Below are 15788 nucleotides of genomic sequence, written 5' to 3'. Positions count from 1 at the left end.
GACGCGGAGGGGACAGCCGCTGCATTGTGCGACCGCCTGCCACGACCTTCGCCGCGCAAACACCGATATGCTTGTAGGACGACGGACCCCGAGACATTCCGCCGCCCCATGACCTCCCCACACACGCCCGAAGCCGCGCCCACGCCGGCTCCGCCCTCCATGGGCACCCTGCGCGAACGCTATGGCGAGCGCTACCGCTGGTATCTGCTGCTGTCGGTGATGGTGGGGACGATGGCGTCGATCATGTCCTCGACCATCGTGAACGTGGCCATCCCCGGCATGAGCCATCACTTCTCGCTGGGCCAGGAGCGCGCGCAGTGGGTGAGTTCGGGCTTCATGGTGGCAATGACGGTCTCGATGCTCACCACACCGTGGCTGCTGTCGCGCTACGGCTATCGACGCACCTATGTCGGCACGATGCTGCTGCTGCTCGTGGGCGGCATCGCGGGCGGGCTGGCCAACAACTTCTCGCTGGTGCTGTTCGCGCGCGTGGCCGAAGGGCTCGCGGCGGGCGTGGTGCAGCCCATTCCGGCCATCATCATCCTGCGCGCCTTCGAGCCGCACGAGCAGGGGCGCGCGAGCGGCATCTTCGGCATGGGCGTTGTGCTGGCGCCGGCCATCGGGCCGAGCATCGGCGGGGTGCTGGTCGACCTGTTCGGCTGGCGCTCGATCTTCTTCATGGTGGTGCCGTTCTGCCTGGCCTCGATCTGGCTGGCCTACAAGTTCGTGCCGAAGACGGCGCCGGGCGGCGTGGCCGCGGTGCGAGGCGGCGGGCTCGATGCGCGCGGCCTCGCGCTGGGCACGGTCGGCACGCTGTGCCTCTTGAATGGACTGGTCGAGCTGCGCGGCGATTCGCCGTTGCAGGCCGCGCTGCTGCTGGCCGGTGCGCTCGCGTCCTTCGTCGCGTTCGTGTGGTGGCAGCGCCGGCTCGCGGCCTCGGGCGGCACGCCGCTGATGAACCTCGCGCTCTTCCAGTACCGGCAGTTCGCAATGGGCAGCGTGGTCGCCTTCATCTACGGTACGGCGCTGTTCGGCTCGACCTACCTGCTGCCGGTGTACATGCAGGTGGGGCTGAGCCTGTCGGCATCGCACGTGGGCACCATTCTTCTGCCGGCCGGCATCGTGCTCGCCGTGACCATCGCGGGCGTGGGCCGGCTGGCCGACCGGCATCCGACCTGGGTGCTGGTGACCGTGGGCCTCGCGCTGCTGGCGGCTTCGTTCGCGCTGATGATGGTGCTCAGGCTCGACAGCGCGCTGTGGCTGCTGGTGGCCTTCGCGATCATCGGGCGCATCGGGCTGGGGTTCATCCTGCCGTCGCTCAACCTCGGCTCGATGCGGCCGCTGGCCAAGCCGCTGATTCCGCAGGGCGCGAGCGCGATCAACTTCGTGCGCATGCTGGGCGGCGCAGCCGGCGTGAGCCTGTGCGCGATCGTGCTCGAGTGGCGGCTTGCCGCGCACGGCGATTCGCTGGCCAATCCGGTGAGCAGCCCGGCGCGGCTGGCTGCGTTCGACGAGGTGTTCGCGATGCTGGCGGGGCTGTGCGCGCTGGCGATCTGCGCGGCATGGCAGCTGCGCGAAGGGCCGAAGCAGCGGGACGGGACAGCACGCAACACGGGGTAAACACCGGCGGACCCGGAAGGCGCTTTCGCTTTCAATTGTTATCAGTTGTATCTGATAACGAAACGGTCCATGCATCGCAGAAATTTCATTGCCGCCTCGGCTGCGGCAGCGGCCGGACTCGGCCCTCTTTCCTTTCCGGCCCATGCCGCCGAGAGCGGCGTCACTGAAAGCGAGATCGTGCTCGGTCACACCGGCATCCTGAGCGGCCCGCTCGGCGTGCCGGTCAAGGTGGTGATGGCCGGGGCCGGGCTGGCCTTCGATGCGGTCAATGCACAGGGCGGCTTGTCGGGCCGAAAGATCCGGGTGGTGTCGCTCGACGACGAGCTCAAGCCCGAGAAGGCGCTCGCCAACTACGAAAAGCTGCTGGCGGAGCACCGCGTCTTCGCGTTCTTCGGCTGCGTGGGCTCGGGCACCACTGCCGCGGGTGCCAAGGTCGTGAACCAGAGCGGCGCGCCGACGGTGGGCGGCTATGCGGTGTCGGATTCGGCCCGCGAGAAGATGGGCGGCGCCGGCTACTTCGTGCGCGCCACCTTCGCGCGCGAGGCCCAGGCGCTGGTGCAGCACCTGACGACCATCGGCGTCTCGCGGATCGCGGTGGCCTATCTGGACAACCCCGGCGGCGCGGAAGTCGCCAAGCTGGTCGAAGCCGCGCTGGACACGCTCAAGCTGAAGCCGGAAGCCGCGGTGGCGGTCAAGGGCGATGGCACGACCAACGAGGCATCGGGCAAGGCGCTGGCCGAGAGCAAGGCGCAGGCCGTGGTCATGTACCTGGGCGGCGGCATCGGCGGCGAGGTGATGAAGGCGGCCTGGGCTGCGGGCGGACGCCAGATGTACTACGGCATGTCGATCGTGCCGGGCGACGTCACCGCCAAGCTCGTGGGCGACAAGACCAGCGGGCTGGCGATCTCGCAGATCGTGCCGTACCCGTGGAGCGAGGTCGATGCCACCGCGCGCGAGTTCCGCCAGCTCGCCGAGCGCGCCAAGGTGGACCTGGGCTATCTGAGCTACGAGGGGTATGTGAACGCGCTCGTGATGATCGAGGGCCTGCGCCGCACCGGCCGCGACCTGACGCGCGCGAAGCTTCACGCAGCGCTGAAGGCGATGAAGCTGCGCATCGGCGGCATGGAAATCGACTTCACCGGCGCCAGCAACACGGGTTCGCGCTTCATCGAGATGGTGCGCGTAACCAAGGAAGGCAAGTTCATCCGCTAGCTGCAGCCCGATGGTCGGGTAAGCGGCACGGCAGGCGGGGGCCGGTGGGAATCGCGGTCTAATCGCCTGCATGTGTCAATTGCTAGGGATGAACTGCAACACGCCGACCGACGTGACCTTCAGCTTCACGGGATTCGCGCAGCGCGGCGGCCGCACCGACCACCACGCGGACGGCTGGGGCATCGCGTTCTTTGAGGACCGCGGGCTGCGCCACTTCGTCGATCACCAGCCGGCCTGCGAATCGCCGGTGGCGGAACTGATCCGGCGCTACCCGATCCAGAGCCGCAACGTCATCGCGCACATCCGCAAGGCCACGCAGGGCGAGGTCAACCTGCAGAACTGCCATCCGTTCGTGCGCGAACTGTGGGGACGCTACTGGGTGTTTGCGCACAACGGCGACCTGAAAGACTTTCGGCCGCGCCTGCATGGCAACTTCCATCCCGTGGGCAACACCGACAGCGAGCACGCCTTCTGCTGGCTGATGCAGGAACTGGCGAAGTCGCATGCCGGCGTGCCGAGCATCGAGGAACTGACGCTCACGCTGCGCGAACTGGCGCCGCAGCTCGCAAGCCACGGCACCTTCAACTTCATGCTGTCGAACGGGCAGGCGCTGTGGGCGCATGCGTCGACGAACCTCTGGTACGTGGAGCGGCGGCATCCGTTCGTGACGGCGCAGCTGTCCGATGAAGACCTGGAAATCGACTTCGCCCAGCACACCACGCCGACGGACCGCGTGGCGGTGGTGGTGACCACGCCGCTCACCACGAATGAAACATGGACGCAGTTCGCACCGGGCGAACTGCATGTGTTCGTGGACGGCCAGAGATCGACCGGCTGAGGTTTAACGAAACCTTTTGACTGACACTTTTTTGCAACAGTGCAAGAAAGTATCGATGGTGGTGATTCGCGGATGAATAATAACGGTTCTCATTTGCACCGTACCGGACCGTTCATGCCTGCAGCTTCCTCCCTTCGCCTTCGCCCGACCGTGGCGGCCTCGCTCCTTGCCCTCCACGCTCTCGGCGCCATGGCGCAGACCCCGGCTGCCGAGCCGGCAGCATCGAGCGGCACCCTGGCCACCGTCAACGTCGAAGCCAGCGCCGACGCCTCGGCCGAAGGCCTGACCAAGCCCTATGCCGGCGGCCAGGTGGCACGCGGCGGGCGGGTCGGCATCCTGGGCAACCAGGACATGATGAGCACGCCGTTCTCGAGCACCAGTTACACCGCCGATCTGATCCAGGATCAGCAGGCCAAGAGCGTGGCCGACGTGCTGCTCAACAACCCCTCGATCCGGCAGGCGCGGGGCTTCGGCAACTTCCAGGAGCTCTACATGGTGCGCGGATTCCAGCTGGGCTCCGACGACATCTCCTACAACGGCCTGTACGGCATGTTGCCGCGCCAGTACGTGGCTTCCGAGCTGTTCGAACGCGTCGAGGTCTTCCTCGGTGCCAGCACTTTCCTCAACGGCGCGGCACCGGCCGGTAGCGGCATCGGCGGCGCGATCAACCTGCTGCCCAAGCGCGCGTCGAGCGAGCCCATCACCCGCATCAACACCGGCATCCAGAGCGGCGGCCAGGCCTTCGTCAGCGCCGACATCGCGCGCCGCTTCGGTCCTGACCAGAGCACGGGCATCCGCCTGAACGCCGTACGCCGCGATGGCGGAACCGGCGTGGAGGGCGAGAAGCGCGAACTCAGTGCGCTCGGTCTGGGATTCGACTGGCGCAGCCGTAACGTGCGCCTGTCGGCCGACCTGGGCTTCCAGGACCACGAGATCCGCGGCGGCCGTCCGAACGTGACGCCTGCGGCGAACCTCCCGATCCCCGCCGCGCCCGACGCCCGCAACAACTACGCGCAACCCTGGAGCTCTTCGAAGGAGCGCGACACCTTCGCCACGGCCCGCGGCGAAGTGGACATCACAGAGAACGTCATGGCCTGGGCCGCCGTCGGCGTGCGCCGCGGCACCGAGTCGAACGTGCTGGCCAACCCGACGCTCAAGGACGCATTCGGCAACCTGTCGAACTACCGCTTCGACAACGTGCGCAAGGACGAAGTCAGCACCGGCGAGGTCGGTGTGCGCGGCAAGTTCCAGACCGGCCCGGTCGGCCACAGCGTGACCGTATCCGCGGCCATGTACGACAACAAGCGGCGCAACGCCTATGCGACCTCGCCCACAGGCGTGATCCAGGACAACCTCTACGCGCACTACGACTCCTTTATGCCGCTGACCACCACCAGCCCCACGGTCGGCGGCAACCTGTCCAATCCGTTGCTCCAGTCACGCTATCGCTCGAAGAGCATCGCGATCGCCGACACCATGTCCTTCCTCGACGATCGCCTGCTGGTCACGATCGGCGCGCGGCGCCAGAACATCGACCAGGACAACTACAGCTACGGCAGCGGCCTGCCGCAGAGCGGCTATGAATCGGCCCGCACCACGCCGGTGGCCGGCGTGGTGTTCAAGGCCACCAAGGAGATCTCGGTCTACGCCAACTACATCGAGGCCCTGCTGCCGGGCGAAACCGCGCCGGTCCGGACCTCGTCGGGCCAGGCTGTGTTCAACGCGGGCACGGTGTTCGCGCCCTACCGCTCGAAGCAGAAGGAAATCGGCGTGAAGTACGACAGCGGCAGCATCGGCGGCAGCATTTCCGCCTTCTCGACAGACCAGCCGCAGTACTTCGTGCAGAACGGCAGCTTCGGCGCCAACGGCGAACAGCGCAACCAGGGCGTCGAGTTCAACGTGTTCGGTGAACCCGTCAAGGGCCTGCGCCTACTTGGCGGCCTGACCTGGCTCGACGCGGAGCAACGCCGCACGGCCAATGGCGCCACCGACGGCAAGACTGCGATCGGCGTGCCCAAGGCCCAGCTCAACCTTGGCGCCGAATGGGATGTGCCCGGCGTGCGCGGCCTCGCGCTCAACGCGCGCGTGCTCCGCACTACGAAGCAGTACGCCAACGCTACCAACACGCAGGAACTGCCCGCATGGACGCGCGTGGACGCCGGTGCGCGCTACATCGTCAACATCGGCAACGGCCGCGCACTGACGCTGCGGGCGCGCATCGACAACCTGTTCAACAAGTCGTACTGGTCGTCCGCCGGCGGCTACCCGGGCTCGAACTACCTGGTCCTCGGCAACCCGCGCACCTTCTCCGTGAGCGGCACCATCGACTTCTGATGCGCGCCTTCGCGACCGCCATTCACCGCTGGGCCGGCCTGGCGGTCGCCCTCTTCCTCATCGTCTCGGGCCTGACCGGCGCCGTCATCTCGTGGGACCACGAGATCGACGGCTGGCTCAACCGCAAGCTCTACGACACGCAGAGCCGCGGCCCCTTCAAGGACCCGTTCGAACTGGCCGCCGCGGTCGAGGCGCACGATCCGCGCGCGCGGGTCGCCTACATGCCGCTCGGTTTCGAGGAAGGCCACGCCGCCGGCTACTTCGTGCAGCCGCGCGTCGATCCGGCCACCGGCAAGCCCTTCAAGCTCGGCTACAACCAGGTGTTCGTCGACCCGGTCACGGCCGAGGTGCGCGGCCGCCGCGACTCGACCGCCGTCTCGCTCAAGCCCGAGACGCTGATGCCGTTCCTTCGCAAGCTCCACTACATGCTGCACGTGCCCGCGATGTGGGGCACCGACCGCATCGGCTGGTGGATCATGGGCACGGTGGCGCTGGTGTGGCTGCTCGACAGCTTCGTCGCGCTCTACCTCACGATGCCGCGGCGGCTGCGCAAGGCCGTGCACCCGGCGCACCGGCCGGCCACCGCCTGGTGGCAACGCTGGAAGCCGGCGTGGACCGTGCGCTGGGAGGCCGGCGGCTACAAGCTCAACTTCGACCTGCACCGCGCGGGCGGGCTGTGGATCTGGGGGCTGATCATCGTCGTCGCCTTCACCTCGTTCTCGCTGAACCTCTACAAGGAGGTGTTCCATCCGATGCTCTCGCTGGTCTCCAAGACCACGCCGGGCCCGTCGGCGCTGGTGCCGCTCGCGCCGCTGGGCACGCGCATCGAGCCCACCATCGGCTTCCGCGAGATCGTGGCCCAGGCCGAGGCCGAAGCCCGGCGCCGCGGCTGGACCACGCCGCTGGGCGGCGCGTTCTACAACGCGCGCGGCGGCTTCTACAACATCTCTTTCTTCGACCACGCCACGCACGACGACAGCGACGGCATGGGCTTGTCGAACCTCTACCTGGACGGGCGCGACGGCCACATCATCAGCAGCAACCGGCCGTGGCACGGCACGGCGGCCGATGTCTTCGCGCAGCTGCAACTGCCGCTGCACGGCGGGCGCATCCTGGGCATGCCGGGACGCATCATGATGTCGGCACTCGGGCTGGTGGTGGCGATGCTGTCGATTACCGGCATCGTCATCTGGGCGCGCAAGCTGCGCTCACGGCGCCTGCAGGCCCGGCGCGAGCGCGAAGCCCGCACCGCGGCTCCCGGGTTCACACAGGACGCAGGGTTTTCTCCAGCGCGTCGATGAACATCTTCGGCACGTCGAAGCCAGTCTGTTCCGTGATTTCCTGAAAGCAGGTCGGGCTCGTCACGTTGATCTCGGTGACCGAGTCGCCGATCACGTCGAGCCCGATCAGGAGCAGCCCGCGCGGCGCGAGCACCTTGCCGATGGCCTCGGCGATCTCCCGGTTGCGCGCGGTCAGCGGCTGCGCCACGCCCTTGCCGCCCGCGGCCAGGTTGCCGCGCACCTCGGTGCCCTGCGGAATGCGCGCCAGCACGAAGGGCGCCGGCTCGCCCGCGATGATCAGGATGCGCTTGTCGCCCTGCACGACCTCGGGCACGAAGCGCTGCACCATGATCGTCTCGGCGCCGTCCTTGTTGAGCGTCTCGACGATGGAGCCGAGATTCAGCGCGTCCTGCTTCACCCGGAAGATGCCCATACCGCCCATGCCGTCGAGCGGCTTCAGGATGATGTCGCCGTGCTCCGCATGGAAGTCGCGTACGGCCTGCGCACTGCGCGTGACCAGCGTCGGCGTCACGAACTGCGGAAACTCCATGATCGCGAGCTTCTCGGGATGGTCGCGCAGCGCGCGCGGCGAGTTGACCACCTGCGCGCCTTCGCGCTCGGCCTGCTGCAGCAGGTGCGTCGAATAGATGTATTCGGCGTCGAAGGGCGGGTCCTTGCGCATCAGCACCGCGTCGAAGTCCTTGAGCGCCTTCGACTCGGTGATGTCGACGGTGTACCAGTCCTTGGCGTCGCCGGTCAGCGTGATCTGCTGCACCGTGGCCGTGACCAGCCCGCCCGACTTCCACTGGATGTCCTGCGGCAGGCATGCCGCGATGCGGTGGCCGCGCCGCTGGGCCTCGCGCATCATCGAGAAGGTGGTGTCCTTGTAGATCTTGAAGTGATCGAGCGGGTCGGCGACGAAGAGGATGTTTTTCACGGGACGTTCTTTCCGGCGCCGGGTGCGGCGGCCACGTTGGTTTCGGGGGCGATGTTGCCGGAAGCGGCCATCTCCTTGCCGACAGGGGCTTTTTGCCTTCGCCCCACCTGCTGCACGGCCAGCGCCACCGCCCCGGCCACCACGCCCCAGAAGGCCGAGCCGATGCCCGCCAGCGTCACGCCCGAAAGCGTGACCAGGAAAGTGATCAACGCCGCCTCGCGGTGCGATTCGTCGCGCACCGCGGCCGCGAGCCCGCCGCCGATGGTGCCGAGCAGCGCGAGGCCCGCGATGGCCGCGACCAGCTCCTTCGGAAATGCGGTGAGCAGCCCCGTGACGGCAGCGCCGAAAAGCCCGATCACCACGTAGATCGCGCCGCAGCTCACGGTCGCGGTGTAGCGCCGCGCCGGGTCTTCGTGGGCTTCGCGGCCCATGCACATGGCGGCCGTGATCGCGCTCAGGTTCAGCGCGAAGGCGCCGAAGGGCGCGAGCACCAGCGTCGCGAGGCCGCTGATGGTGATGAGCTTGCTGACCGGCAGGTCGCTGTAGCCGCTCGCGCGGATCGCCGCCACGCCGGGCAGGTTCTGCGAGGCCATGGTCACGACGAAGAGCGGCAGCGCCAGGCTCACCACGGCCTGCCAGCTGAAGACCGGCATCGTGAACACGGGCCATGTGAGCGAGAAATGCACCGACGACCACGCGAGCTCGCCCCGCGCCGCGACGAAGACGATGGCCAAGAGCAGCGTGAGCGGCACCGCGTAGCGCGGCAGCATCCGTTTGGCGACGAGGTAGGTGACCAGCATCAGCAGCACCAGCGGCAAGGCGGTCTGCGCCGCGACGAAGGCCGAGATGCCGAAACGCGCCAGCACGCCCGCCAGGAGCGCCGAGGCGATGGCCATCGGAATTTTGTTCATCACGCGCTCGAACCAGCCGGTGGCGCCGGCCAGCACGATCAGCACCGCGCAGACGATGAACGCGCCCACCGCCTCGCCCATGCTGTGGCCGACGCCCGCGACCGCCAGCACCGCGGCGCCAGGCGTGCTCCAGGCAATCATCACGGGCTTCTTCCACCAGAGCGAAGGCAGCACCGAGGCCAGCCCCATGCCGATGCCCAGCGCCCACATCCACGAGGCCGCCATCTCCGGCGTGGCGCCGAAAGCCTGCGCGGCCTGGAACACGATGGCCACCGAACTCGTGAAACCCACGAGCACGGCAACGAAACCCGCGGTGAAAGCCGAAAGGCTCAGGTCCTTGAAAAATGACATCGCGCGATTGTGCCGGGAGCCCGAGCGCCCGGACGGGGCCCGATCGGCACAGGAATTGCGGAGGTTTAGGGCTACGCACCGCCGTGGCCCAACGATGGAGACCCCCATGAACACTTCAGCCCCCCTCGACCCCGCCGCGGTGGTCGACGAATTCCTCCGGCTCGTGATGATTCCCGACCCGCAATCGGCCTCGCGCTTCACCGCGCCCGACATCCGCATCCGCTTCACCGGCAACCGCGCGATGCATGCGCCCGGCGACACCTCGGCCTTCAATGCCAAGCGCTACGCGTGGGTGAAGAAGAAGATCGAGCGCACCGAAACGGTGGCCGGCGGCACGCCCGAAGCCACCGTGGTCTACAGCCTGGGCACGCTCTACGGCGCCTGGCCCGACGGCACCGCATTCGAAGGCAACCGGTACGTCGACCGCTACGTGGTGAGCCACGGGCTCATCGTGCAGATGGACGTGTGGAACGACAGCGCCGAGTGGCTGCTGGTGCGCGCCGGCCTCGCGGTGCTGTGAGACGACGCACATGACGACACGCTGGCCCGACCTGCTGCCCTCGCACGACCGCTTCGACTACCGGCCGATCACTAGGCGACCCGACTACGTCTGGCCGAACGGCGCGCGGCTGGCCGTGTATCTCGGCTTCAACATCGAGCACTTCGCCTTCGGCGACGGCCTGGGCGCCTGCATCGGCCCGGCCTCGCCGCAGCCCGATGTGCTGAACCACGGCTGGCGCGAGTACGGCAACCGCGTGGGCGCGTGGCGCTGCCTCGAACTGTTCGATGCGCTCGCGCTGCCGACCGGCGCGCTCATCAACACTGCGCTGTACGACCACTGTCCGGAGCTGGTTCGGGCCTGCGTGGCGCGCGGCGACGAACTCATCGGGCACGGCCACAGCAACGCGGAGCGCCAGGGCGCGCTGGACGAAGAACACGAACGCGCGCTGCTCCTGCGCTGCCGCGAACGCATGCTGCGCGAAAGCGGGCAAGCGCCCGCGGGCTGGCTGTCGCCGTGGATCTCGGAGAGCGCCGTCACGCCCGACCTGCTCGGCGAAACTGGCTACGGCTACACGCTCAACTGGTGCCACGACGACCAGCCGGTGCGCATGCGCACGCGCGGCGGCGGCTCGATCTGGGCGGTGCCGTATCCACAGGAGCTCAACGACATCCCGATGATCGTGGGCCGGCTGATGGATGCGAAGGATTTCAGTGCGATGGTGGTCGACAACTTCGACGAGATGCTGCTGCAGTCGCGCGCGCAGCCGCTGGTGATGGGGCTGGCGCTGCATCCGTACATCGTGGGCCAGCCGTACCGGCTGCGGCACCTGCGCACGGCGCTCGCGCACCTGGCGCGTGCGCGGGACCGCGGGGAGATCTGGTTCACGACGCCGGGGGCGATTGCGGCGCACATGACACAGCTTGCGGCGGAGCGGCCCGAAGACTTCGGCTGAAGAGGCCACGGCCTCTTCAACAGCCTCAGATCTCGATCTTCGACCCCAGCTCCACCACCGCATTGTTCGGCAGCCCCAGGAACGCCGCCGCCCCGCTCGCGTTGTGGTGCATCTGCGCGAACAGCTTCTCGCGCCACGGCGCCATGCCGCTGCCCAGCGTCGGGATCACGACGTCGCGCGAGAGGAAGTAGCTCGTCGCCATCGGCTCCAGCTGGCAGCCGCGCAAGCGCGCATGCTCCAGCGCACGCGGCAGGTCGATGTCGTTCTTGAAGCCGTAGTGCACGATCACCTGCCAGCAGTGATGGCCCAGCGCCTCGATCTCGATGCGCTTGTCCATCGGGATCCAGGGCACCTCGTGGTTGCGCACGGTGACGAACATGTTCTGCTCGTGCAGCACCTTGTTGTGCTTCAGGTTGTGCAGCAGCGCATTGGGCACGACGCCCGGCTCCGCGGTGAGGAACACGGCCGTGCCGTCGACGCGCGCCGGCGGGCTCACGAACACGGAATCGAGAAACGATTTGAGATCGATCGCGTCGGCATGCTGCGCCTCGCCCATGAGGCGCCGGCCTTCCTTCCAGGTGATCATCAGCGTGAACACGAAGCCACCGATCAACAGCGGGAACCAGCCGCCTTCGAACAGCTTGAGCAGGTTCGAGGCGAAGAACAGGAAGTCGACCACGAAGAAGACCGCGGTCGATGCGATGCACAGTGCCAGCGGCAGCTTCCACGCATAGCGGATCACGAAGAAGGTCAGGATCGTGGTGATCAGCATGTCGGTCGTCACCGCGATGCCGTAGGCCGCGGCCAGGCTGCTCGAGGTGCGGAACATCACCACCGCCAGCACGATGGCCACGAACAGGCCCCAGTTGACCAGCGGAATGTAGATCTGCCCCGCAGTGCGCACGCTGGTGTGCTCGATGTTCAGGCGCGGCAGGTAGCCCAGCTGGATGACCTGGCGCGTCACGCTGAACGCGCCGGTGATGAGCGCCTGCGAGGCGATCACCGTCGACAGCGTGGCCAGCAGCACCAGCGGAATCAGCGCCCACTCGGGCGCCATCATGAAGAACGGGTTCTTCACCGCCTCGGGGTTCTCCAGCAGCAGCGCGCCCTGGCCGAGGTAGTTGAGCGTGAGCGCCGGCATGACGACCGAGAACCACGCGATGCGGATCGGCTTCTTGCCGAAATGCCCCAGGTCGGCGTACAGCGCCTCGGCGCCGGTCACGCACAGCACCATCGCGCCCAGCAGGATGAAGCTGGTGCCCGGGTTGTCCCAGATGAACTTCAGCGCATACCAGGGGTTCAGCGCCTTGACGATTTCGGGGTGGTGCAGGATCTGCCACACGCCCAGCACCGCGATGGCCGCGAACCACGCCAGCGTGACCGGCCCGAAGAACTTGCCGATGCCCGCGGTGCCGCGCTTCTGCACGGCGAAGAGGCAGAACAGCACGACCAGGGTGATCGGGATCACGTAGTGCTTGAAGTGCGGCGACACCACCTCCAGGCCCTCGACCGCCGACAGCACCGAGATGGCCGGCGTGATGACGCCGTCGCCATAGAAAAGCGAGGTGCCGAAGATGCCGATCACCAGCAACACATGCCGAAGGCGCGGCCTGTCGGCCACCGCCCTTGAAGCCAGCGCGAGCATGGCAACGAGGCCGCCCTCGCCTTCGTTGTCGGCGCGCAGCACCAGCACCACGTATTTGATGGAGACGATGACGGTGAGCGTCCAGAAGAACATCGACAGGATGCCGTAGACGTTCTGGACGGTGAACGGCACGTGGCCGTGGCCGAACACTTCCTTGACGGCATACAGCACGCTGGTGCCGATGTCGCCATAGACGACGCCGATGGCGCCGACGATCAGGCCGGCAGAGATTGTTTTGGGGGCTGACACGAAGTCGATGGGAAAAAGGGCTGGCCGTTGTGGATCGACGCGTCAGACACGCGGAGGCGTCGTGGCGGCGGAACATTCATTCGTTCCACCACGCGTCACCCCTCCCGCCCTTTTGTTTCCGTTGCTGTGGGGCTGCTATTTTGCCGTTGCCCGGTGACCCCGCAACCCGACAACCCCAATCATTCGTAGATTTCGGCGTCCGGGTCGGTCGCTTCCATCTCGTAGCTGGCCGCGACCATCGCCAGGCGGCCGACCACGCCATACATATAGAAGCGGTTCGGCGCGCTCGCGCCGGGCTTGGCACCAGGCTGGGGCATGTGCGTGCTTTCCGAGAAGGCCAGCGGCACGTAGCTCGCGCCTGGAAGCTTCAGGTTCTCGTCGGCCGCCTGTTCGGCATGCACCCGGTAGAAGCCGCCGACCACGTAGCGGTCCATCATGTAGACGACCGGCTCGGCCACGCCGTTGTGAACGCGCTCGTTGGTCAGCACGCCCTCCTGGACGATCAGTTCGGTGGGTTCGCGCAGGTCGCGCCCGGCGGAAGTCTTGGCTGCCGACGAGGTGCTGGTGCGCGACTTGCCGATCAGCGCCTCGACTTCCTTGGCATCGCGCACCGTCACCACGCCCGGGCTGCCGCTGCCGCTGTGGCCGCCCTTGACGACCACGAACGGCTTTTCGTTGATGCCGTATTCCTTGTACTTGCGGCGCACCTTTGTGAGCACCGCATCGACGTGGCTGGTCAGCACGTCGATCCCGCGGCCCTCGGCGATGTCGACGCCTTCGGCGCGCGCGTAGATCGGGTTGATGAGCCACGGGTCGATGCCCAAGAGCTTGCCGAGGCGCTTGGACAGCTCTTCATAGCTGTGCAGATGGTTGCTCTTGCGGCGCACCGACCAGCCCGCGTGCAACGGCGGCAGCAAGTATTGCTCGTGAAGGTCCTCGAGGATGCCCGGCGTTCCAGCAGAAAGCTCGTTGTTGAGCAGAATTGTGCAGGGATCGAAGTTCTTCAGGCCCAGCCGGCGCTTGCCGCGCACCACCGGCTCCAGGGTCACGGTCTCGCCGTTGGGCAGTTCGATCTTCTTGGGCGACTTGATGGCCGGGTCGACGGAGCCGATCCGCACGTTGAGCCCCGCCATGTGGAAGATGCGCACAAGTTGCGCGATGTTGGCGAGATAAAAGGTGTTTTTGGAGTGGTTTTCCGGAATGACGAGCAGGTTGCGCGCCTCCGGACAGATCTTCTCGATGGCCGCCTGGGCCGCCTGCACCGCCAGCGGCAGCATCTCTTTGGTGAGGTTGTTCCAGCCACCCGGGAACAGGTTGGTATCGACCGGCGCAAGCTTGAAGCCCGCATTGCGGATGTCCACCGAGCTGTAGAACGGCGGCGTGTGCTCCATCCATTCGAGGCGGAACCAGCGCTCGATGGCGGGCATCGAGTCGAGCACCCGCTGTTCCAGTTCGTTGATCGGGCCGGTCAGGGCGGTGACGAGATGCGGAACCATGCGGCGGCCTTCTTCGATTTTTACTTAGAGGTGGAGCGGAATTGTAGGAATTGGGGGTACATGCCCCAATGACAAGACCGCGGGAGCAGCACGCATCAGCTTCGCACTTCGCCCTGGCCGAGCACCACGTACTTGAGCGAGGTCAGCCCTTCGATGCCGACCGGTCCGCGGGCGTGGAATTTGTCGGTGCTGATACCGATCTCGGCGCCAAGGCCGAACTCGAAACCATCGGCGAAGCGGGTGCTCGCATTGACCATGACGCTGGCGGAATCGACCTCGCGCAGGAATCGCTGCGCATGCACATGGTCGCGCGTGACGATGGCATCGGTGTGGTGGCTCGAGTAGCGATTGATGTGCGCAATGGCTTCGTCGACGCCCGCCACGACCTTGATGCTGATCACGGCAGCCAGGTATTCCTCGGACCAGTCGGACTCGACCGCGTCGATCACCTTGGCGGCCGGATCGGCGGCTTCGGCCGCCCTCAAGATCCGGGCGGCGGCCGGGTCGCAGCGCATTTCCACGCCCTTGGCGGCAAAGATGGCAGCAATCTGCGGCAGGAAATCTTCGGCCACCACTTCGGACACCAGCAGGCCTTCGGCGGCATTGCAGGGGCTGTATTTCTGGGTCTTGGCGTTGTCGACGATGCGCAACGCCATGCCGAACTCGGCCGTGTCGTCCACGTAGACGTGGCAGTTGCCATCCAGGTGCTTGATGACCGGCACCTTGGCATCGCGACTGATGCGCTCGATCAGACCCTTGCCGCCGCGCGGAATGATCACGTCGACGAATTCGGGCATGGCGATCAGCTGGCCCACGGCCTCGCGGTCGGTGGTCTGCACCAGCTGCACCGCCTCGACCGGCAGGCCCGCCTCGGCCAGCGCCTCGGACACCAGCAGCGCCAACGCCTTGTTCGATTCGATGGCTTCCGAGCCGCCGCGCAGGATGGCGGCGTTGCCGCTCTTGATGGCGAGGCTCGCAGCCTCGATGGTCACGTTGGGGCGGCTCTCGTAGATCATGCCGAACACGCCGATCGGCACCCGCATCTGGCCCACGCGGATGCCGCTGGGCTGCTGCTTCATGCCGATGATTTCGCCGATCACGTCGGCCATGCCGGCGAGCTGTTCGCAGCCCAGGGCCACGGTCTCGATGACCTTCGGGGTGAGCTTGAGGCGGTCGACCATCGGGGCCGAAAGGCCGGCGGCGGTGGCGCGTTCCAGGTCTTTCTGATTGGCGACCGCCAGCACCGGGCCGGCTTCGCGCAAGCGCCGTGCGAGCGCCTTCAATGCTATGTTTTTAGTAGCTGCATCCGCACGGGCCATGAGGAAAGCAGCGGTCTTTGCCTGCAGCCCGAGGGCCTGCATGTGCTCGCTGACGTTGAACGCATTCATGTCGGCATTTTCCCACGCGGACCTTCGGCCCGGCTGACGCGGGCCTTTTGATGCCTCAAGCCACCAAAGAAAG

General features: G+C 67.0%; 12 protein-coding genes. 7 read left to right on the top strand and 5 right to left on the bottom strand.

Translation table 11 applies throughout. From position 1 onward, the window contains the following. Window positions 1–108: 108 nt before the first annotated feature. The 5 genes from ACSFA7_RS17215 to ACSFA7_RS17195 all read left to right on the top strand — a co-directional run bounded on the left by ACSFA7_RS17215 (window position 109) and on the right by ACSFA7_RS17195 (window position 7305). A complete protein-coding gene (locus ACSFA7_RS17215; RefSeq protein ID WP_435500498.1) occupies window positions 109–1620 on the top strand; it encodes a DHA2 family efflux MFS transporter permease subunit in 1512 nt (503 codons plus the stop codon). A 69-nt stretch (window positions 1621–1689) separates the two neighbouring features. Then, window positions 1690–2832 carry an ABC transporter substrate-binding protein gene (locus tag ACSFA7_RS17210; RefSeq protein WP_435500497.1) on the top strand — a complete coding sequence of 381 codons (1143 nt, stop codon included), beginning with the start codon at window positions 1690–1692 and terminating at the stop codon, window positions 2830–2832. A 70-nt stretch (window positions 2833–2902) separates the two neighbouring features. After that, window positions 2903–3670 (top strand): class II glutamine amidotransferase, encoded by a 768-nt coding sequence (locus tag ACSFA7_RS17205; protein ID WP_435500496.1) that lies wholly within the window; start codon window positions 2903–2905, stop codon window positions 3668–3670. A 114-nt stretch (window positions 3671–3784) separates the two neighbouring features. Then, on the top strand, window positions 3785–6004 hold the full coding sequence (locus tag ACSFA7_RS17200) for a TonB-dependent receptor (RefSeq protein WP_435500495.1): 2220 nt from the start codon (window positions 3785–3787) through the stop codon (window positions 6002–6004). Then, entirely contained in the window at window positions 6004–7305 is a 1302-nt protein-coding gene (locus ACSFA7_RS17195) for a PepSY-associated TM helix domain-containing protein (RefSeq protein ID WP_435500494.1), read from the top strand. The genes ACSFA7_RS17200 and ACSFA7_RS17195 overlap by 1 nt, the downstream gene beginning before the upstream one ends. Here the strand turns inward: ACSFA7_RS17195 and gshB are convergent. Both gshB and ACSFA7_RS17185 read right to left on the bottom strand, forming a co-directional pair. After that, complete coding sequence (gshB, locus tag ACSFA7_RS17190) at window positions 7268–8221, bottom strand: glutathione synthase (protein ID WP_435500493.1); 954 nt, start codon at window positions 8219–8221, stop codon at window positions 7268–7270. The two genes, ACSFA7_RS17195 and gshB, sit on opposite strands and share 38 nt — an antisense overlap. Beyond that, window positions 8218–9483, bottom strand: a complete 1266-nt coding sequence (locus ACSFA7_RS17185; RefSeq protein ID WP_435500492.1) for a benzoate/H(+) symporter BenE family transporter — start codon at window positions 9481–9483, stop codon at window positions 8218–8220. Before ACSFA7_RS17185 ends, gshB begins: the two co-directional genes overlap by 4 nt. A 106-nt stretch (window positions 9484–9589) precedes the next feature. On the opposite strand from ACSFA7_RS17185, the gene ACSFA7_RS17180 reads away from it, so the two are divergent. Both ACSFA7_RS17180 and ACSFA7_RS17175 read left to right on the top strand, forming a co-directional pair. Further along, the gene (locus ACSFA7_RS17180; RefSeq protein ID WP_241027139.1) at window positions 9590–10003 is read left to right on the top strand and encodes a nuclear transport factor 2 family protein; all 414 of its coding nucleotides are present in this window, start codon (window positions 9590–9592) and stop codon (window positions 10001–10003) included. Window positions 10004–10013: 10 nt separating this feature from the next. Next, window positions 10014–10937 (top strand): polysaccharide deacetylase family protein, encoded by a 924-nt coding sequence (locus ACSFA7_RS17175; RefSeq protein ID WP_435500491.1) that lies wholly within the window; start codon window positions 10014–10016, stop codon window positions 10935–10937. Between the two features lie 25 nt (window positions 10938–10962). Here ACSFA7_RS17175 and ACSFA7_RS17170 read toward each other — a convergent pair whose 3' ends face one another. The 3 genes from ACSFA7_RS17170 to ACSFA7_RS17160 all read right to left on the bottom strand — a co-directional run bounded on the left by ACSFA7_RS17170 (window position 10963) and on the right by ACSFA7_RS17160 (window position 15715). Further along, window positions 10963–12831 (bottom strand): potassium transporter Kup, encoded by a 1869-nt coding sequence (locus ACSFA7_RS17170; protein WP_435500490.1) that lies wholly within the window; start codon window positions 12829–12831, stop codon window positions 10963–10965. Window positions 12832–13010: 179 nt separating this feature from the next. Next, window positions 13011–14327 (bottom strand): glutamate--cysteine ligase, encoded by a 1317-nt coding sequence (gene gshA, locus ACSFA7_RS17165; protein ID WP_013538918.1) that lies wholly within the window; start codon window positions 14325–14327, stop codon window positions 13011–13013. Window positions 14328–14422: 95 nt separating this feature from the next. Further along, entirely contained in the window at window positions 14423–15715 is a 1293-nt protein-coding gene (locus ACSFA7_RS17160; protein ID WP_435500489.1) for a glutamate-5-semialdehyde dehydrogenase, read from the bottom strand. Window positions 15716–15788: the final 73 nt, after the last annotated feature.

This window comes from Variovorax trehalosi, from assembly GCF_051216415.1.
Classification (GTDB): Bacteria; Pseudomonadota; Gammaproteobacteria; order Burkholderiales; family Burkholderiaceae_C; genus Variovorax.
Note: the sequence above shows the minus strand (reverse complement) of the source record. Positions and strands in the feature narration are given on the sequence as shown.

What these genes read in the sequence shown, in the direction of transcription:
- ACSFA7_RS17160 (WP_435500489.1), bottom strand. Translation starts at nt 15,715, where the DNA reads ATGAATGCGTTCAACGTCAGCGAGCACATGCAGGCCCTCGGGCTGCAG.
- ACSFA7_RS17200 (WP_435500495.1), top strand. Translation starts at nt 3,785, where the DNA reads ATGCCTGCAGCTTCCTCCCTTCGCCTTCGCCCGACCGTGGCGGCCTCG.
- ACSFA7_RS17205 (WP_435500496.1), top strand. Translation starts at nt 2,903, where the DNA reads ATGTGTCAATTGCTAGGGATGAACTGCAACACGCCGACCGACGTGACC.
- ACSFA7_RS17185 (WP_435500492.1), bottom strand. Translation starts at nt 9,483, where the DNA reads ATGTCATTTTTCAAGGACCTGAGCCTTTCGGCTTTCACCGCGGGTTTC.
- ACSFA7_RS17195 (WP_435500494.1), top strand. Translation starts at nt 6,004, where the DNA reads ATGCGCGCCTTCGCGACCGCCATTCACCGCTGGGCCGGCCTGGCGGTC.
- ACSFA7_RS17215 (WP_435500498.1), top strand. Translation starts at nt 109, where the DNA reads ATGACCTCCCCACACACGCCCGAAGCCGCGCCCACGCCGGCTCCGCCC.
- gshA (WP_013538918.1), bottom strand. Translation starts at nt 14,327, where the DNA reads ATGGTTCCGCATCTCGTCACCGCCCTGACCGGCCCGATCAACGAACTG.
- ACSFA7_RS17210 (WP_435500497.1), top strand. Translation starts at nt 1,690, where the DNA reads ATGCATCGCAGAAATTTCATTGCCGCCTCGGCTGCGGCAGCGGCCGGA.
- ACSFA7_RS17180 (WP_241027139.1), top strand. Translation starts at nt 9,590, where the DNA reads ATGAACACTTCAGCCCCCCTCGACCCCGCCGCGGTGGTCGACGAATTC.
- ACSFA7_RS17175 (WP_435500491.1), top strand. Translation starts at nt 10,014, where the DNA reads ATGACGACACGCTGGCCCGACCTGCTGCCCTCGCACGACCGCTTCGAC.